19 protein-coding genes are annotated in these 18251 nt (G+C 67.7%); 9 read left to right on the top strand and 10 right to left on the bottom strand.

Annotation, left to right across the window (positions count from 1 at the left end):
- Positions 1-21 precede the first annotated feature (21 nt).
- From FG154_RS01725 to FG154_RS01705, 5 genes are read left to right on the top strand one after another with little or no spacing between them, the layout of a single operon-like run.
- Positions 22-582 carry a F0F1 ATP synthase subunit delta gene (locus FG154_RS01725; RefSeq protein ID WP_145103774.1) on the top strand — a complete coding sequence of 187 codons (561 nt, stop codon included), beginning with the start codon at positions 22-24 and terminating at the stop codon, positions 580-582.
- Positions 583-2121 carry a F0F1 ATP synthase subunit alpha gene (gene atpA, locus FG154_RS01720; protein ID WP_145103772.1) on the top strand — a complete coding sequence of 513 codons (1539 nt, stop codon included), beginning with the start codon at positions 583-585 and terminating at the stop codon, positions 2119-2121.
- A 23-nt stretch (positions 2122-2144) separates the two neighbouring features.
- Positions 2145-3014 carry a F0F1 ATP synthase subunit gamma gene (locus FG154_RS01715; RefSeq protein ID WP_145103770.1) on the top strand — a complete coding sequence of 290 codons (870 nt, stop codon included), beginning with the start codon at positions 2145-2147 and terminating at the stop codon, positions 3012-3014.
- A gap of 17 nt (positions 3015-3031) precedes the next feature.
- Positions 3032-4459, top strand: a complete 1428-nt coding sequence (gene atpD, locus FG154_RS01710) for a F0F1 ATP synthase subunit beta (protein WP_145103768.1) — start codon at positions 3032-3034, stop codon at positions 4457-4459.
- A gap of 9 nt (positions 4460-4468) precedes the next feature.
- Positions 4469-4867 carry a F0F1 ATP synthase subunit epsilon gene (locus tag FG154_RS01705; protein WP_145103765.1) on the top strand — a complete coding sequence of 133 codons (399 nt, stop codon included), beginning with the start codon at positions 4469-4471 and terminating at the stop codon, positions 4865-4867.
- Between the two features lie 176 nt (positions 4868-5043).
- On the opposite strand, the gene FG154_RS01700 is transcribed toward FG154_RS01705, so the two are convergent.
- The 8 genes from FG154_RS01700 to FG154_RS01660 form a co-directional block, all read right to left on the bottom strand.
- Entirely contained in the window at positions 5044-6063 is a 1020-nt protein-coding gene (locus tag FG154_RS01700; RefSeq protein ID WP_145103763.1) for a ribose-phosphate pyrophosphokinase, read from the bottom strand.
- A 142-nt stretch (positions 6064-6205) separates the two neighbouring features.
- The gene (locus FG154_RS01695) at positions 6206-7231 is read right to left on the bottom strand and encodes a threonine aldolase family protein (protein ID WP_145103762.1); all 1026 of its coding nucleotides are present in this window, start codon (positions 7229-7231) and stop codon (positions 6206-6208) included.
- Entirely contained in the window at positions 7231-7692 is a 462-nt protein-coding gene (locus FG154_RS01690) for a YcgN family cysteine cluster protein (protein WP_145103760.1), read from the bottom strand. The genes FG154_RS01695 and FG154_RS01690 overlap by 1 nt, the downstream gene beginning before the upstream one ends.
- Before the next feature lie 39 nt (positions 7693-7731).
- Entirely contained in the window at positions 7732-8652 is a 921-nt protein-coding gene (locus tag FG154_RS01685; RefSeq protein ID WP_145103758.1) for a bifunctional riboflavin kinase/FAD synthetase, read from the bottom strand.
- Between the two features lie 27 nt (positions 8653-8679).
- The gene (locus FG154_RS01680; RefSeq protein ID WP_101341079.1) at positions 8680-9123 is read right to left on the bottom strand and encodes a MaoC family dehydratase; all 444 of its coding nucleotides are present in this window, start codon (positions 9121-9123) and stop codon (positions 8680-8682) included.
- A gap of 207 nt (positions 9124-9330) precedes the next feature.
- Positions 9331-10224, bottom strand: a complete 894-nt coding sequence (locus tag FG154_RS01675) for a TIGR01459 family HAD-type hydrolase (protein ID WP_145103756.1) — start codon at positions 10222-10224, stop codon at positions 9331-9333.
- Positions 10225-10353: 129 nt separating this feature from the next.
- Positions 10354-11271 carry a manganese-dependent inorganic pyrophosphatase gene (locus FG154_RS01670; protein ID WP_145103754.1) on the bottom strand — a complete coding sequence of 306 codons (918 nt, stop codon included), beginning with the start codon at positions 11269-11271 and terminating at the stop codon, positions 10354-10356.
- A 477-nt stretch (positions 11272-11748) separates the two neighbouring features.
- Positions 11749-12735, bottom strand: coding sequence for a TraB/GumN family protein (locus FG154_RS01660; RefSeq protein WP_145103750.1), 987 nt, complete (start codon positions 12733-12735; stop codon positions 11749-11751).
- A gap of 188 nt (positions 12736-12923) precedes the next feature.
- Between FG154_RS01660 and FG154_RS01655 the strand changes: the two genes are divergently transcribed.
- Both FG154_RS01655 and groL read left to right on the top strand, forming a co-directional pair.
- Positions 12924-13211, top strand: coding sequence for a co-chaperone GroES (locus FG154_RS01655; RefSeq protein WP_011909151.1), 288 nt, complete (start codon positions 12924-12926; stop codon positions 13209-13211).
- Between the two features lie 83 nt (positions 13212-13294).
- The gene (gene groL, locus FG154_RS01650) at positions 13295-14935 is read left to right on the top strand and encodes a chaperonin GroEL (protein WP_145103748.1); all 1641 of its coding nucleotides are present in this window, start codon (positions 13295-13297) and stop codon (positions 14933-14935) included.
- Between the two features lie 305 nt (positions 14936-15240).
- Here groL and FG154_RS01645 read toward each other — a convergent pair whose 3' ends face one another.
- Positions 15241-15834: an SH3 domain-containing protein gene (locus FG154_RS01645; RefSeq protein WP_011909149.1), complete on the bottom strand. Its 594-nt coding sequence runs from the start codon at positions 15832-15834 to the stop codon at positions 15241-15243.
- Between the two features lie 98 nt (positions 15835-15932).
- Between FG154_RS01645 and FG154_RS01640 the strand changes: the two genes are divergently transcribed.
- Positions 15933-16919: a 2-hydroxyacid dehydrogenase gene (locus FG154_RS01640; RefSeq protein WP_145103746.1), complete on the top strand. Its 987-nt coding sequence runs from the start codon at positions 15933-15935 to the stop codon at positions 16917-16919.
- 40 nt (positions 16920-16959) lie between these two features.
- Here FG154_RS01640 and FG154_RS01635 read toward each other — a convergent pair whose 3' ends face one another.
- A complete protein-coding gene (locus tag FG154_RS01635) occupies positions 16960-17781 on the bottom strand; it encodes a hypothetical protein (RefSeq protein ID WP_145103744.1) in 822 nt (273 codons plus the stop codon).
- Between the two features lie 258 nt (positions 17782-18039).
- Between FG154_RS01635 and FG154_RS21010 the strand changes: the two genes are divergently transcribed.
- The gene (locus tag FG154_RS21010) at positions 18040-18213 is read left to right on the top strand and encodes a hypothetical protein (RefSeq protein WP_186312264.1); all 174 of its coding nucleotides are present in this window, start codon (positions 18040-18042) and stop codon (positions 18211-18213) included.
- Positions 18214-18251 lie beyond the last annotated feature (38 nt).

Genomic DNA, 18251 nt, shown 5'->3' with positions numbered 1-18251 from the left:
CAAGATATCGAAAGGGTTGACGTGTCCGAACCGGCTTCGATTTCCTCTGGCATCGCCGCGCGCTACGCCGCCGCCGTCTTCGAACTGGCGAAGGACGAAGGTGCCCTGCCCGCACTCGAGAAGGATATGGACGCCCTCGGCGCCGCCTGGGCCGAGAGTGCGGATCTGCGGGATCTCGCCACCTCTCCGGTCTATGCGCGCGAGGATCAGCAGAAGGCCATCGCCGCGGTTGCCGCGAAGATGGGTCTCTCGCCCCTGACATCGAACACGCTCTCCCTGATGGGCTCCAAGCGCCGCCTCTTCGTGCTGCCCCAGATGGTGGCCGACGTGCAGAACCGCATCGCGACGGAAAAGGGCGAGATCACCGCCGAGGTGACCGCCGCCGCGCCGCTCAGCCCCGAGCAGGCCGCGCGTCTCGCCGCCACGCTGAAGGCCCGCGCGGGCAAGGATGTCAAACTGAAAACCACCGTCGATGAAAGCCTCATCGGCGGTCTTGTCGTCAAGCTGGGTTCCTCCATGATCGACACCTCGGTCAAGGCGCGGCTCGCAGCTCTCCAGAATGCAATGAAAGAGGTCGGATAAATGGGTATCCAAGCTGCTGAGATCTCTGCGATCCTCAAGGAGCAGATCAAGAACTTCGGCCAGCAGGCTGAAGTCGCCGAAGTGGGGCGCGTTCTCTCGGTGGGCGACGGGATTGCCCGCGTTCATGGCCTCGACAACGTGCAGGCTGGCGAGATGGTGGAATTCCCCGGCGGGATCCGCGGCATGGCGCTCAACCTCGAGGTTGACAACGTCGGCGTCGTGATCTTCGGCGACGACCGCTCGATCAAGGAAGGCGACACCGTCAAGCGCACCAAGTCCATCGTGGACGTGCCGGCCGGCGACGCGCTGCTCGGCCGCGTGGTCGATGGCCTTGGCAACCCGATCGACGGCAAGGGCCCGATCGCGGCGACCGAGCGTCGCGTGGCCGACGTGAAGGCCCCCGGCATCATCCCGCGGAAGGGCGTGCACGAGCCGATGGCCACCGGCCTCAAGTCGGTGGACGCCATGATCCCGATCGGCCGCGGTCAGCGCGAGCTGATCATCGGCGACCGCCAGACCGGCAAGACCGCGATCGCGCTCGACACGATCCTGAACCAGAAGAGCTACAACGAAGCCGCCGGCGACGACGAGAGCAAGAAGCTCTACTGCATCTATGTCGCCATCGGCCAGAAGCGTTCCACCGTCGCGCAGCTGGTGAAGAAGCTGGAAGAGACCGGCGCCATCGCCTACACGCTCGTCGTGGCCGCGACCGCCTCGGACCCGGCGCCGATGCAGTTCCTCGCGCCCTACGCCGCGACCGCGATGGCGGAATATTTCCGCGACAACGGCCGCCACGCGCTGATCATCTACGATGACCTCTCGAAGCAGGCCGTGGCCTACCGCCAGATGTCGCTGCTGCTCCGCCGTCCGCCGGGGCGTGAAGCCTACCCGGGCGACGTGTTCTACCTCCACTCGCGCCTGCTCGAGCGTTCGGCCAAGCTGAACAAGGACCACGGCGCGGGCTCGCTGACCGCCCTGCCGATCATCGAGACCCAGGGCGGCGACGTGTCGGCCTTCATCCCGACCAACGTGATCTCGATCACCGACGGTCAGATCTTCCTCGAGACCGAACTGTTCTACCAGGGCATCCGCCCGGCCGTGAACACGGGTCTCTCGGTGTCGCGCGTGGGCTCCTCGGCCCAGACCGACGCGATGAAATCGGTCGCGGGCCCGGTGAAGCTGGAACTGGCGCAGTACCGCGAGATGGCGGCCTTCGCCCAGTTCGGCTCGGACCTCGACGCCGCCACCCAGCAGCTGCTGAACCGCGGCGCGCGCCTGACCGAGCTGATGAAGCAGCCGCAATACGCGCCGCTGACCAACGCCGAGATCGTCTGCGTGATCTTCGCAGGCACCAAGGGCTACCTCGACAAGGTTCCGGTCAAGGACGTCGGCCGCTGGGAGCAGGGCCTGCTCAAGCACCTGCGCACCAACGCCCGCGATCTGCTGGCGGACATCACCAACAACGACCGCAAGGTCAAGGGTGAGCTGGAAGACAAGATCCGCGCCGCTCTCGACGCCTACGCCAAAGACTTCGCCTGAGGGCGGGGCAGGGGAGATAACGGATGCCCAGCCTCAAGGACCTGAAGAACAGGATCGGAAGCGTCAAGAACACGCGGAAGATCACCAAGGCCATGCAGATGGTCGCGGCGGCCAAGCTCCGCCGCGCCCAGGAGGCTGCCGAGGCCGCCCGTCCCTTTGCCGAGCGGATGACCGCCGTCATGACGGGCCTCGCGGGCTCCGTCGGCTCTTCGGAAAGCGCGCCGCGTCTCCTTGCGGGGACCGGCAGCGACAAGGTGCAGCTTCTGGTGGTGATGACCGCCGAGCGCGGCCTCTGCGGCGGCTTCAACTCGTCGATCGTCCGGCTTGCCCGGGCCCATGCGGCGAAGCTGCTTGCCGAGGGCAAGACGGTGAAGATCCTCACCGTCGGCAAGAAGGGGCGCGAGCAGCTTCGCCGTGACCTCGGCCAGCATGTCATCGGCCATGTGGACCTTTCCGAGGTCAAGCGCATGGGTTATTCGGTGGCGCAGGGCATCGCCCGTGACGTGCTCGACCGCTTCGACAAGGGCGAGTTCGACGTGGCGACGATCTTCTTCGCCCGCTTCCAGTCGGTCATCAGCCAGATCCCGACCGCGCAGCAGGTGATCCCCGCCGTGTTCGAGGGCGACGGCGAGGTCAGCTCGCTCTACGACTACGAGCCGTCCGAGGAAGGCATTCTGGCCGACCTCCTGCCGCGGGGTGTGGCCACGCAAATCTTCACGGCTCTGCTGGAGAACGCAGCGTCCGAGCAGGGTGCCCGGATGTCCGCCATGGACAACGCCACCCGCAACGCCGGCGACATGATCAACCGGTTGACCATCCAGTACAACCGGTCGCGTCAGGCCGCGATCACCAAAGAGCTCATTGAAATCATCTCGGGCGCCGAGGCGCTCTGATCCGACGGAGAAACGACATGGCAACAGCATCCCAAGGCAAGGTGACGCAGGTCATCGGCGCCGTCGTGGACGTGCAGTTCGATGGTGGCCTGCCGCCCATCCTGAACGCGCTCGAAACCGAGAACAACGGCAAGCGTCTGGTCCTTGAAGTGGCCCAGCACCTCGGCGAGAACACCGTCCGCACCATCGCCATGGACGCGACCGAAGGTCTCGTGCGCGGCGCCCCGGTGACGGACACCGGCAGCCCGATCTCGGTCCCGGTGGGCGACGCCACCCTCGGCCGCATCCTGAACGTGATCGGCGAGCCGATCGACGAGAAGGGCGACCTCGGCCAGGCCTCGACCCGCGCGATCCACCAGCCGGCCCCGACCTTCGCCGAACAGTCCACCACCTCGGAAATCCTCGTCACCGGCATCAAGGTGATCGACCTTCTGGCCCCCTACTCGAAGGGCGGCAAGATCGGCCTCTTCGGTGGCGCCGGCGTGGGCAAGACCGTTCTGATCATGGAGCTGATCAACAACATCGCCAAGGTGCACTCGGGCTACTCCGTGTTCGCCGGCGTGGGCGAGCGGACCCGTGAAGGGAACGACCTCTACCACGAGATGATCGACTCCGGGGTTATCAAGATCGACAATCTCGCGGAATCGAAGGTGGCGCTGGTCTACGGCCAGATGAACGAGCCTCCGGGGGCGCGTGCCCGCGTGGCGCTGACCGGCCTGACGCTGGCCGAGCAGTTCCGCGACCAGTCCGGCACGGACGTGCTGTTCTTCGTGGACAACATCTTCCGCTTCACCCAGGCGGGTTCGGAAGTGTCGGCGCTTCTCGGCCGTATCCCCTCGGCCGTGGGCTACCAGCCGACGCTCGCGACCGACATGGGCGCCCTGCAGGAGCGGATCACCTCGACCAAGGCCGGCTCGATCACCTCGGTGCAGGCGATCTACGTGCCCGCCGACGACCTCACCGACCCGGCGCCGGCGACCTCGTTCGCCCACCTCGACGCCACGACCGTGCTGTCGCGTGCGATCTCGGAACTCGGCATCTACCCGGCCGTGGACCCGCTCGACTCGACCTCGCGGATCCTCGACCCGCAGATCGTGGGCGAAGAGCATTACAACGTCGCCCGCGCCGTGCAGGGGATCCTCCAGCGCTACAAGTCGCTGCAGGACATCATCGCGATCCTCGGCATGGACGAACTGTCGGAAGAGGACAAGCTGACCGTGGCCCGCGCCCGGAAGATCCAGCGTTTCCTCTCGCAGCCGTTCGACGTGGCGAAGGTCTTCACTGGCTCGGACGGGGTTCAGGTCCCGCTCGAGAAAACCATCGCCTCCTTCCAGGCTGTGGTGAACGGGGAATATGACCATCTGCCGGAAGCCGCCTTCTACATGGTCGGCGACATCGAGGATGTGATCGCCAAGGCCCAGCGTCTCGCGGCGCAGGCGGCGTAAGGGGGCAACATGGCGGGAACGCTGCAATTCGACCTCGTGTCGCCCGAACGGAGGCTGGCCTCCTTCGCGGCGACCGAGGTGCAGGTCCCGGGGACCGACGGCGACATGACGGCGATGGAGGGGCATGCCCCCACCATCACCACCCTGCGCCCCGGCATCCTTCGGGCCCAGGGTCCTTCGGGCGTGCAGTCCTATGCGGTGACCGGCGGCTTTGCCGAGATCAACGCGACCTCGATCTCGGTCCTGGCCGAGAAGGCCGTTGCGGTCGAGGAACTGACCGGCACCGTGCTCGACGAGTTCATCGCCGAAGCGCGGGAACTGGTCTCGGTCGCTCTGCCCGAGGACAAGGACATGGCCGAGCGCACGCTGAACGACATGCTGGCGCTGAAGGCTTCGGCCGGTCACTGAACCCTGTTCGAGATAAGAATAAGGCCCCGGATTTCCGGGGCCTTTTTCGTTGCGGTCCGGGAAGGTCTGGCTGCGCCAGGCGCCGCCTTCGACAGTTGCCCGGTGGGAATGGAAAGGCCGCCGGAGGAGGTCCTCCGGCAGCCTTTTGACGAGAAGGGCAAGCCGCCCGGGAGGGATCAGCCGCGCTGATACATGCCTTCGTAGATGGGGACGAGCGTCTCGGTCTCGAACAGGGACGAGACCGAGGTGCCGCTCCAGATGTTCAGGATCGCCTGGGCGAAGATCGGGGCCGTGGGCACGATGCGGATGTTCGGGGCACCGCGAACAGCGGCCGAAGGTTCGATCGAGTCGGTGATGACAAGGCTCTTCATGACCGACTTGGTCACGCGCTCGACCGCAGGACCGGAGAGGACGCCGTGGGTGATGTAGGAATGGACCTCGAGTGCGCCATTCTCGATCAGCACCTCGGCCGCCTTGCAGAGCGTGCCGGCCGTGTCGCAGATGTCATCGACGATGATGCATTTCTTGCCGGCCACATTGCCGATCACCGTCATCTCGGCGATCTCGCCCGGCTTTTCACGGCGCTTGTCCACGATGGCGAGGGGCGCATTGATCCGCTTGGCGATCTCACGCGCACGGGCCACGCCGCCGACGTCGGGCGACACCACCATCAGGTCCTGCATCTGGCCCTTGAAGTGGTGCTCGATGTCCAGCGCGAAGATCGGCGCGGAATAGAGGTTGTCCACCGGAATGTCGAAGAAGCCCTGGATCTGGGCCGCGTGCAGGTCCAGCGTCAGCACGCGGTCGATCCCGGCCTCGACGATCAGGTTCGCCACCAGCTTGGCCGAGATCGGCGTCCGGGCCTTGGCGCGCCGGTCCTGCCGGGCATAGCCGAAGTAGGGGATCACGGCCGTGATCCGATCCGCCGAAGAGCGCCGCAGCGCGTCGGCAATGATCAACAGCTCCATCAGGTTGTCGTTGGCCGGGTTCGAGGTCGGCTGGATCACATACATGTCCTCGCCGCGGACATTCTCGTAGACCTCGACGAAGATTTCCTGATCGTTGAACCGTTCGACCCGCGCATCGACCAGCGAGACCGCCATGCCGCGATGAACCGACATCCGCCGCGCGATGGATTTCGCGAGCGTCAGGTTGGCATTGCCGGAGATCAGCTTCGGCTCGTTCATGGCTGGCATCGGATATTCCTCGAGGAGGCCGCAGGAGTGCGGATTCGTGACTGTGCCCCCCCCTCTAGCATCGGTCCGGGGGCTTGGAAACCGCACCGAAAGCGCCGTCCCGAAATGCCGTCCGCGCGGCACGAAAGCCGCCGGGGCAGGTTCAGGCGAGGGCCGCGAGGAAGGCATCGACCTCGGCGTCGGACGTGTTCCAGGAGCAGACGAGCCGCACCCGCACGCGGTCCCCGTTGCCGCCCATGTCGTAGAAGACCGCACCGGCGGCGCGGGCGCGGTGGGCGAGGGTCCGGGGCAGGTCGGCGAAGATCAGGTTCGCCTCGGTCGGGGCCACCAGACGCACGCCCGGCAGCGCCGCCAGCCCCTCGGCCAGCCGGGCCGCCGCCGCATTGGCGCGCCGGGCGAGCCGCAGCCACAGCCCGTCCGCCAGATAGGCCCGCATCTGCAGCGCGAGATAGCGGTGCTTCGACATCAGATGCCCGGCGCGCTTGCGCCGGATGCGCAGTTCGTCGGCCCGGGCGGGGTCGAAGACCACCACCGCCTCGACCCCCATCAGCCCGTTCTTGGTGCCGCCCAGCGACAGGATGTCGATGCCCGCCCGCCAGCTCATCTCGGCCGGAGAGGCATCGGCCGCCACCAGCGCATTGGCAAGGCGCGCGCCATCAAGGTGGCAGCCGAGGCCCCTCGTCCGGGCCACGGCGGTAAGGGCCGCGATCTGGGCCGGGCGATACAGGGTGCCAAGCTCGGTCACGTTGGTCAGCGACAGCGCCGCGGGCCGTGCCGCATGGAGATCGCCCGGCGCAAAACGGGCCAGAGCGGCGGCCAGTGTCTCGGGGGCGAGCTTGCCCTGGTCGCCCGGCAGGGTGACGAGCTTCGCGCCGCCCGAGAAGAACTCGGCGGCGTTGCACTCGTCCGCCTCGATATGGGCCTCCTCGCGGCAGAAGATCGCGCCCCAGGGCGGGCTCAGCGTGGCGAGTGCCAGCGCGTTGGCGGCCGTGCCGCTGGTGACCAGCGCGATCTCGGCCTCGGGCGCCTCGAAGAGGGTGCGGATCAGGGCGGTGACCTCCGCCGTCACCGGGTCCGCGCCGTAGGGCATCGCCGGCCCCTGATCGGCCGCCAGCGCGGCCAGCACCTCCGGGGCGACGGCCGAGCCATTGTCCGAGGCAAAGAACATCAGGGGGTTTCCTCGATGATGTGGTCTTCCCAGTCCTCCTCGGCCACCTCGAATTCGGGCACCGTCCAGCCCCGAACTGAGGCGCCCGCGTCATGCACCGAGTTGGGGTCGCCGGTCAGCAGAGGGTGCCAGCCGGGCAGGGACTTGCCCTCGTGAAGGAGCCGGTAGGCGCAGGTGCGCGGCATCCAGTAGGCGATCTTCGGCAGCGTCGCGGGCGAGAGCTGCACGCAATCCGGCACGAACTGCCGGCGGATCGCGTAGTTCGAGCAGCGGCAGGTGTCGCCGTCGAGCAGCCGGCAGGCGATGCGGGTGAAGGCCACCTCGCCCGTGTCCTCGAACTCGATCTTGTTCAGGCAGCACTTGCCGCAGCCGTCGCAGAGCGCCTCCCATTCGGCGGGCGTCATCCGGTCGAGGGGCACGCGCTCCCAGAATCGGGCGCGGAGGGCAGGGGGCTTGGTCATCGCCGCTAGATGCGCGCTCGCGCGCGGAAAGGGAAGGGGTCAGCTGCCGACGATGTCGCGCGCGCGCGCGCAATCGGCGTCCATCTGTGCAATCAGGCCGGGCAGGTCGTCGAAGACCATCTCGGGGCGCAGATAGTCCACGAAGGCCACCGAGAGGTGCTGGCCGTAAAGATCGCCCGAGAAATCGAACAGGTGGCTTTCCAGATTGGGGCGGTTGGTGCCGAACATCGGCCGGACGCCAAGGCTTGCGGCGCCGGCGTAGCTGCCCCTCTTTGGCCCGGTCAGCACGTCCACCTTCACCGCATAGACTCCGAGCCGGGGCAGATGCAGCCCGCTGACCGACATGTTGGCCGTCGGATAGCCGAGGTCGCGCCCCCGCTTGTCACCGTGCAGCACCTCTCCCTCGATCCGGTGCCAGTGGCCGAGCATGGCGGCGGCATCCCGCGGCCTGCCCTCGCTGAGGGCGGTGCGGATCGCCGTCGAAGAGATCTCGAGATGCTCGACCTTCAGCAGATCGGCGATGGTGACATCAAAGCCGTGCCGACGCCCGAGGTCCACGAGGTCCGCGGTCGTGCCGGACCGGCCCTTTCCGAAGCAGAAGTCGGCGCCCACGACCACATGGGCCACGCCCAGACCGTTCGCCAGCACATCGCGCGCGAACTCTTCCGGCGTCAGCGCGGCAAGGTCGCGGGTGAAGGGCAACTCGTAGAGCCGCTCGATCCCGAGCTTGGCGAGCCGGTTTGCCCGCGCCTCGGCGTTCATCAGCCGGAAGGGGGGCGCATCGGGGGCAAAGACCTCGCGCGGGTGGGGCTCGAACGTGACGATGCCCAGGGGGCCGCGCCCGCGGGCCAGGTCGATGACATGCTGGTGGCCAAGATGGACGCCGTCGAAATTGCCCATCGCGATCGAGGCGCCCCGGTCCGAAGCCTCGAGCCCTTGCCAGTGGTTGTAGATGCGCATCGGTCCCCGCGGGCGGGGACCCCGCCGTCAGTCGAATTTCCGGCTTGGCGCCAGCACCAGCGCCTCGCCCTTCAGGACGGTGGTATTGCCCACCAGACAGCGGGTTTCAAGCGTTACCCGGCGCTTGGCATGGTCGATCGCGGTGACGGTCACTTCCGCAAGCACCGTGTCGCCCGGACGCACCGGGGCAAGGAACTTCAGCGACTGGCCGAGATAGACGGTGCCATGGCCCGGAAGCTGCTCGCCGATCACGGCCGAGATCAGGCCGGCGGTCAGCATTCCGTGGGCGATCCGTCCCTCGAAGATCGTGTCGCGGGCGTAATCGTCGTCGAGATGCACGGGGTTCCGGTCGGTCGAGACCTCGGCGAACAGCTCGATGTCCCGATCGGTCACTTCCTTGCGGAGATGTCGGCTCATGCCGATCTCGAGGTCTTCGATGCAGATCGTCCCGCGGGGCATGTTGTCGAGCATCCTGCGAATCCCTTGGCTGGTGCGGCAAACCTAGATCCCGCTGCATTGCAGCACAAGATACACGGGCAATATAAGTTCCGACATGCGACTAAAGGCGCAAGAATATTGCCGCCACGTCAGGATTGCAGCCGGCGCGCCGCCGCGGTCGTGCCGACGCGGGCCGGCAGGGATGCCTGCGGCCGGCGGCATGCGCCCGGTGCGGTCGGTTCAGCGCAGGCGCGATATGGCGAACGGCGGGGAAAGCTCGGCCTTGGCCAGCCAGTCATCGAGGAGCGGCTGTTCGAGCCGTTCGCCGTTCTCGCCGAAGATGTCCGAAGCGAGGCCCCCGGTGATGAAGAGCGAATCGAGCCCTTCGGCCACGGCGCCGCGGATGTCGGTGGTGATCCCGTCGCCCACGCACAGGATCTCGTCGGCGGGCACGCCGGGGCGGATCGCCTCGAGCCGGCGCCGCGCCAGATCGTAGATCGGCGGATGGGGCTTGCCGAAATAGAGGCTCCGGCCGCCCATCTCATCGTAGGCCGCGGCGATGGCGCCCGCGCAATAGATGCGCTTGTGACCGTAATCCACGACGATGTCGGGGTTCGCGCAGAGCAGCTTCAGCCCTTGGGTCTTGGCATGGAGAAGGGTCGCCCGGTAATCCTCGGGCGTCTCGGTCAGGTCGTCGAAGAGGCCGGTGCAGACGATGCCCTCGGCCTCCGCAAGCGGCACCTTCACGATGGGGGCCTCGGTCGCGGCCACCTTCTGCAGGTCGGGCGAGAGTTCGGTGAAGAAGCTGTCGTCCTTCGGCGGGCCGAGGTGATGGACGCGGCGCCCGACGGCCCCGGTGATGAGCGCGTATTGCGCCGCATCGCCCGACGAGGTCACCTCGTCATAGCAGTCGGCGGGCACACCCAGCGCCTCGAGCTGGCGGACGATCGAGGGCTTGGGCCGCGGCGCATTGGTCAGCAGCACCACGGTGCCACCCTTGGCCCGGAAGGCCCGCAAGGCCTCGACCGCTTCGTCGAACGGGCGCTTGCCGTCGTGCAGGCATCCCCAGAGGTCGCAGAAGAGGGCGGTGTAACTTGCCGATACCTCGGAGAGCGAGGCGATGATGCGGGTCATCGGAAGGCCTTTCTGATCGGCGCAAGCGGCCGGTAGCGGAGGCCGGACGGGGTCCGGCCTGCGGAAGATGGGGCGCCCCACGCCTCTGTCGAGGGGCCACCGGAGCGCGCCCGGTGGCCACTAGCCGGGTCAGAGCTTGAGGACGGGGATGATCTGCTTCTTGCGGCTCATGACGCCCGGCAGCACCACCGTGTCGCCGGTGACGGTCGCGCCGAAGCTCTTCTCGGCCAGCTCTTTCACGAGGTCGTTCGGCACGAGCAGCGTGGCCTCTTCGCGCAGGATATCGACGATGAAGAGCACGACCTGATCGGCGCCATCCTCGGCGGCGACGCCCGGCATCGAGGCCATCAGGCTGTCCTTGCGGTCGAGCAGCACCTGCGGCGCCGTGGTCTCCAGAACCGAGATGCGGAACTGCTTGCCCTCGATCTCGTATTCCTTCGAGTCCATGCGCAGAAGCTCGGCATCCGAGAAGGCCGAGACGTCGGACTTGGCGGCGAACAGCTCGGCCGCGAAGGCGGGGATGTCCACGCCGAGATCGGCGGCCAGCTTTTCGGCCACGGCGCGGTCGTGCGGCGTCGTGGTGGGCGAGCGGAACTCCAGCGTGTCGGACAGGATGCAGGACAGCATCGCGCCCTTGATCTCGCGCGGGGCGCGGGCGAGGTCCTCGCCCATCAGATCGTGCATGATGGTCGCGGTGCAGGCCAGCGGCCGGATCGTGATGTCGATCGGCGCCTTGGTCTTGATCCCGCCGACGAGCAGGTGGTGGTCGATGATGCCCACGACCTTCGCCTCGTTGATCGAGGGGGGCAGTTCGGCCGGGTTGTTGGTGTCCACGATCACGCAGCTGTCCTCGGCGGTCACGTCCGAGATGATCTCGGGCTTGTCGAGACCCCAGTGGCGCAGCACGAAGGCGGCCTCGGTGTTCGGCTCGCCGAGCAGGACGGGCCGGGCCGGCGTGCCTTTGACCTCCGTGAGGTACCAGGCCCAGATGATGGGCGAGCCGGTCGAGTCGGTGTCGGGGGACTTGTGGCCGAAAACCTTGATCATGATGTTTCCCGATGCGGATGAGATTGGCGGCCTTATAGAAGCCGCGAGACCTCTTGTCACGCCCGCGGCAGGGTTTGTGCTGCATCGCGGCATGGGGGCGGGGGTCGCGCTCGCTCCGCACCGGAAGAGCGTCGGAGGATGGCCGCCGGATCGCGGGCCCAGCGGGACGGGCGCCCGTCACCTGCGGCACCGCGGGTGCGACGACAGGGAAATTGTGGGCCGTGCCTGATCGGCGCATCGTCCGCGTCAGGCCGCGACTCGTGCGGCATGAGGCGCCTCGGCGCCGCGACCGCAGACCCAAGGAGCTTGCCATGCGCGATCCCCGCTCTCACCTGCCCTACGAACTCGTCCTGGCCGAGCTGAGCCGCTCGCTCAAGCCCGCCTCGGTCTTCACCAGCCTCTTCGGCGCGCCCGGCCGCGGGTGATCCCCGAGACTGTCGGGGTGGCCGTCCGTCCACTGCCGCCCCGACGTCAGGATCAGCCGAGCGGCTCGATCCGGTAGCCCGCCCGGTCCAGCAGTTCCAGCACGCCCTCCTGCCCCGGCAGGTGCAGGGCGCCCACGGCAACCACCACCGGGCCGTTGGCCGCGGCCTCTTCGATCACCGGCAGCCAGCCGTGGTTGCGCCGGCTGATCAGCGTCTGCTCCATCCGCGCGAATTCGGCATCCGCGGCCTCGGGCGTGTAGCCGGGCATGCCGTGCGCCTCGATCCGCATGTATTCCCAGACAAGACGCGATTGGCCGGCAAAGTAGCGGTCGGCCAGCGTCACGGCGAGATCCTCGACCCGATCCTCGAGCGGCAGGGCCGTCCGAATCATCGCCAGCTGCTCTTCCGGCGTCAGTTCGGCAAAGAGGTCGAAGACCGTGTTCCAGGGCTCGAGCGACCGAACCGGCACCCCCGCATCCTCGGCCGCGCGCATGGCGAGCCTGTCGAGCCCGTCGGGGTTCCTCGCCGCCTCGACCGCGCAAGGCGGCAGGGCAAGCGTCATCGAGACATACCAGGGCTGGAACTTCGAGGCGAGCACCGGGGGAACGCCGCGGGCGCGCAGCGCGTCCGACAGGGTCTGCCATTCCTCTTCGCTCAGCACCTCGGGCAGGGTGGGCCCGTCCGAGATCATCAACGACGGATCGCGCGCCATCGCCTCCTTCAGCCGTGCTTCCTCTTCGGGGCCCGCCTCGACCAGCAGCGCCGAGGCTTCCGCGATCAGCGGCCGCAGCCGCTCGAGACTGGCGGCGTGCCGGGGGTCCGCGAGGTGATAGGTGCCCGCGAGCACGACCTGCCGCCCGTCGCGCGTGGCGCGCCAGAAGTTGCCCGTGGCGTAGGGCTGGGCGGCGGCCTCGGCCTCGACGCGCTCGCGCGCCTCCGGCGGCAGGGCCGCGATCAGGTCGGTTCCGGTGCAGGCAGCCTGCACAGCCGGGGCCGAGAGAAGGAAGAAAACACAGAGAAACTTCGTGAGACGCGCCATGCACCTTGTCCTTTGGAGGGGCGCGGCAAGGGTGGCACGCCGTGCCCGCCGCGCCAAGGCCGCGTGTGCATTTTGACGCATCCTCCCCGTTGACAGCCGCGTGAGCCTTTCCTATCTCTCGCGGCGTTGGCACTCGCCGATGCTGAGTGCTAACCGGATTTAACCTGGAACCTAGGGAGTGTTCTCAGATGGCTTTCAAACCGCTGCATGACCGTGTGCTGGTCCGCCGCGTCCAGAGCGACGAAAAGACCAAGGGCGGTCTGATCATCCCCGACACCGCCAAGGAAAAGCCGGCTGAAGGCGAAGTCGTGGCCTGCGGCGAAGGCGCCCGCAAGGACTCGGGCGAGCTGATCGCCATGTCGGTGAAGGCGGGCGACCGCGTGCTGTTCGGCAAGTGGTCGGGCACCGAAGTCACCATCGACGGTGCGGAACTGCTCATCATGAAGGAAAGCGACATCCTCGGCATCCTCAGCTGATCCCGAGCTGACCGCGGCTTGGCCCAGGGGGCTTCGAGCCGCGTCGAGACGATCGCATCAACCAGACAAACAGGAGCAACAACATGGCTGCCAAGGACGTCAAGTTCGATACCGATGCCCGCGACCGCATGCTGCGCGGCGTGAACATCCTCGCCGATGCCGTGAAGGTCACGCTGGGCCCGAAAGGCCGCAACGTCGTGATCGACAAGTCGTTCGGCGCGCCGCGCATCACCAAGGACGGTGTGTCGGTCGCCAAGGAGATCGAACTCTCCGACAAGTTCGAGAACATGGGCGCCCAGATGGTGAAGGAAGTCGCTTCCCGCACCAACGATGAGGCGGGCGACGGCACCACCACCGCCACCGTTCTGGCCCAGGCCATCATCAAGGAAGGCCTCAAGGCCGTGGCCGCCGGCATGAACCCGATGGACCTCAAGCGCGGCATCGACCTCGCCACTGCGAAGGTCGTGGAGTCGATCAAGGCCGCCTCGCGTCCGGTCAACGACCAGCATGAAGTCGCCCAGGTCGGCACCATCTCGGCCAACGGCGAAGCCCAGATCGGCCGCTTCATCGCCGACGCGATGCAGAAGGTCGGCAACGAGGGCGTCATCACCGTCGAGGAGAACAAGGGCCTCGAGACCGAAGTCGAAGTCGTCGAAGGCATGCAGTTCGACCGCGGCTACCTCTCGCCCTACTTCGTCACCAACGCCGACAAGATGACGGCCGAGCTGGAAGACGTGTTCATCCTGCTGCACGAGAAGAAGCTCTCGTCGCTGCAGCCGATGGTCCCGCTGCTCGAGTCGGTGATCCAGGCCCAGCGTCCGCTGCTGATCGTGGCCGAGGACGTGGAAGGCGAAGCCCTCGCGACCCTCGTGGTCAACAAGCTGCGTGGTGGCCTGAAGATCGCCGCCGTCAAGGCTCCGGGCTTCGGCGACCGTCGCAAGGCCATGCTGCAGGACATCGCGATCCTGACCGGTGGTCAGGTGATCTCGGAAGACCTCGGCATGAAGCTCGAGAATGTCACCATCGACATGCTCGGTCGCGCCAAGAAGGTCTCGATCAACAAGGACAACACGACCATCGTGGACGGTGCCGGCGAAAAGGCCGAGATCGAAGCCCGCGTGTCGCAGATCCGCACCCAGATCGAAGAGACCAGCTCGGACTACGACCGCGAGAAGCTGCAGGAGCGTGTGGCCAAGCTGGCGGGCGGCGTGGCCGTCATCCGCGTCGGCGGCATGACCGAAGTCGAAGTGAAAGAGCGCAAGGATCGCGTCGATGATGCCCTGAACGCGACCCGCGCGGCCGTTCAGGAAGGCATCGTGGTTGGCGGCGGCGTCGCCCTGATCCAGGCGGGCAAGGTGCTCGACGGTCTGACCGGCGAGAACCCGGACCAGAACGCCGGCATCACCATCGTGCGCCGCGCGCTGGAAGCCCCGCTGCGCCAGATCGCCCAGAACGCGGGCGTGGACGGCTCGGTCGTGGCCGGCAAGGTGCGCGAGTCGGACGACAAGGCCTTCGGCTTCAACGCCCAGACCGAAGAATATGGCGACATGTTCAAGTTCGGCGTGATCGACCCGGCCAAGGTGGTTCGCACCGCTCTGGAAGACGCGGCCTCGGTCGCCTCGCTGCTGATCACCACCGAAGCCATGATCGCCGACAAGCCCGAGCCGAAGGCGGCTCCGGCCGGCGGCATGGGCGGCATGGGCGGCATGGACGGCATGATGTAAGCCTCTGCACCGCAGAGCTGACAGGAAAGGGGGCCTTCGGGCCCCCTTTCTCATGTCGCCCGCTGCAAAAGGGCCTGCGCCGTTCCCCGGTGACGGCGGCCGGAGTGGCCGCGGATGCGCCGGGCGGGTCTCTGGAGTTGATCCTGCGTGGGTCACACCCGCCTTGCGCCGGCTCGACGGCGCGGCCATACCCGCGGCGCAGAGGGCACGTGGCACCGCCGGGAAAGGGCTCTTCCGAAGATCGTCCGAGAGGCCGAGGCGGAAGGCCCGGCGGGTCTTCTTGCCGGAGTTGAGGGGCCGGGCCTTTACTCGAGGATCTCGGCCGGGTCCACGCCCCAGAGCGCCGTCTTGATCACCCAGCCGCGGTTGCCCTCGGCGCTGACGCGGCACCAGTCGCGGATGCAGGACAGCAACCGGACCACCACGCCCCGCTGGACATGGACCGTGACGGTCGAGCCGCTGGCCGGATCCTCATGCAGGTCGGCCATCTCGGCCACGACCATCGCGCTGCGCACCCCCGACAGCAGCGAGTAATGCACCCAGCCGCCCGCGCCCTCGAAATCCTCGACGCGGCGCCAGTGCTCGTATTCCGCCGTCACGCGGAGAGGCATCCCGGCGCGCGTGAAGACCCAGTCGATCCGGTGCGTCAGGCCCGGCCCGCGGCGCGCGTTGCCCTCGGACGTCTTCAGCGAGACATAGCGCGGCAGGGGCAGGCTCGTGACCGGGCCGACACCGGCGACCGCTGCCGCCTGAGCCGCCGAGGCGAAGCCAGCGGGATCGTCCGCGGGAACGTCGGCTTCCTGCGCCGTCGCGCCGGTGGCAAGCGCCAGCGCCAACGCGAGCGCCTTGATCATGCGTCCCATCGCTCTTTTCCGCCTTTCACGCAGCCATGCCGTCATGCCGCGCCGTCCTGCCTCTGCCGGGGCTTGTGCCGCGCCCCGCTTGGCGGCACCTTGCCACCACATGTCCGGATTTGGAAGTGCAGGGGAGACAGAGAATGCCCGTGGAACGCCTTACTGTTGTCGTCACGCGACGCCTGCCGGACGTGGTCGAGACCCGCCTGAAGGAGCTGTTCGACGTGCAGCTCCGCGACCCGGACACGAAGATGTCGCGGGATGACCTGGTCGAGGCGATGGGGCGGGCGGATGTTCTGGTGCCCTGTCTCAACGATGAGATCGACGCCACCATGCTGGCGCAGGCAGGTCCGAGGCTGAAGCTGATCGCGAACTACGGCGCGGGCGTGGATCATATCGACGTGGCCACTGCTCGGCAGCGCGGCATCCTTGTTTCGAACACGCCCGATGTGGTGACCGAAGACACGGCCGACATGACCATGGCGCTGATCCTCGCCGTCACCCGCCGCATCCCCGAGGGGCTGGCCGAGATGCAGTCGGGCAACTGGGCGGGCTGGGCGCCGATGGCGCATCTGGGCGGACGGCTGCGCGGCCGGCGGCTGGGCATCCTCGGCATGGGGCGGATCGGGCAGGCGGTGGCGCGGCGCGCCAGGGCCTTCGGGATGCAGGTGCATTACCACAACCGCAAGCGCCTCCGCCCCGAGATCGAGGAGGAACTCGGCGCGACCTGGTGGGAAAGCCTCGACCAGATGGTCACGCGGATGGACATCATCTCGGTCAATTGCCCGCACACGCCCTCGACCTTCCATCTGCTGAACGCCCGTCGGCTGAAGTTGCTCAAGCCCACCGCGGTGATCGTGAACACCTCGCGCGGCGAGGTGATCGACGAGAACGCCCTGACGCGCGGCCTGCGCGCCGGAGAGATCGCGGGCGCGGGGCTCGACGTGTTCGAGCATGGGCACGAGATCAACCCGCGGCTGCGCGAACTGCCGAACGTGGTGCTCTTGCCGCACATGGGCTCGGCCACGCTCGAGGGGCGGATCGAGATGGGCGAGAAGGTGATCCTGAACATCAAGACCTTCGCCGACGGCCACCGGCCGCCGGATCAGGTCCTGCCCTCGATGCTGTGAGGCACGGGTCACGCCGCCCGGCCGGGCGGCGCGGCTTGCCTCAGAGAGGCTCGACCAGGGCCCCCGCGGCAAGGCGCTTGGCCCAGGCATGGACGTCGTCGCCGATCCGCTCGCGCAGGTCCTTCACCTGGGCCACCAGCGCCGCGGCGGCGCGCTCGCGTATCCCGGCCACGTGCGACAGGGCGGACTCGCGCACAGGGCGCCAGTCGGTCTCCTCGTCCAGCCGCAGCAGCATCTCGCCACCGATGTCGCGCACCTCCCAGCCGAGGCCATAGAGGTCGAAGCCGTTTGCGCCGCCGGCCTCCTGATCCTCGCGGCGCCGGATCATGTGCATCCGCACATATTCCTCGAGCGCGTTGCGGGTGCGCTGAAGGATCTCGGCCGCGATCTCGGACCAGCCGGCCGCCAGGTCGGACTCGAGTTCGCGCCAGGGCGAGGCCGCATCGGTGCGGAAAGCGAGCGCGTCGCTGTCAGGCCAGCCCGCGATCTCGTAGACCGAGGCGCCGATCTTCAGGCGGGCGATGGGGTCCGGCCCCTGGCGAGAGACGTCCGCCGCCGCCGCCACGGGTGCCGCAGGCTGCGGGCGGCTCTCGGTTTCGCAGCCGAGCACCGCCAGCCCTTCGGGCGTGATGGTCGGTTGGCCCTGATCGAGCGTGACGAGCCCCGCGATCTGCAGGCTCGTGCGTTCGGCCAGCGTCGGCTGCTGGCCCGCCGCCAGCCGCAAGAGGCCCGTCAGCGTGTGCGAGGCGGGGGCGCTGTCATATTCGCCGATGGCCCCGACCAGCGCGAGCATGCGCTGCGCCGTGGCCCGCGGAAGCGCCGTCTCGGGGTAGATGGGGGCTGGGGCGGCTTTCTCGGTCACGGCGGCTCCTCCGTCTTGGATGCTTCAGCACGCCAACGGACAAGCGGTCGCGGGATTTAGAGCGGGCACGGCCTGCAGCGCCGCGCAGGCGCAAAAAAACTTCGCCGGGCCCGGCGCCGTTAAGGCCTTGGAAGGGGACTCCATACTTATTGTTGTAAAGGGCCATCCGCCTGTTCCGGGGCCCGGAGGAAGCATTTGCACTAGGATTGAGGGCGGCCGTGATCCGTCAGCCGCCCCCACCACAAGCGAGAGACAAGCATGAGCGACAGCCTCACCCTTCGTGCCCCGCGCCACATGATCGTCGCCACGGCCCCTGCCGAGGCGGACGAGATCGCCGATCCCGAAGGCAAGCTGCCCTCCGGCTGGTGGCTGCTGCCCGCCGTGATCTGCGGGATCGGCATGTGGGTGGGGATCGGGATGCTCATCTTCTGACAGCCCGTCCGGGCGCCCGTGACCAGTTCAGCCTGAAG

Source organism: Cereibacter sediminicola, assembly GCF_007668225.1.
Taxonomy (GTDB): Bacteria; Pseudomonadota; Alphaproteobacteria; order Rhodobacterales; family Rhodobacteraceae; genus Cereibacter_A; species Cereibacter_A azotoformans.
Note: the sequence above shows the minus strand (reverse complement) of the source record. Positions and strands in the feature narration are given on the sequence as shown.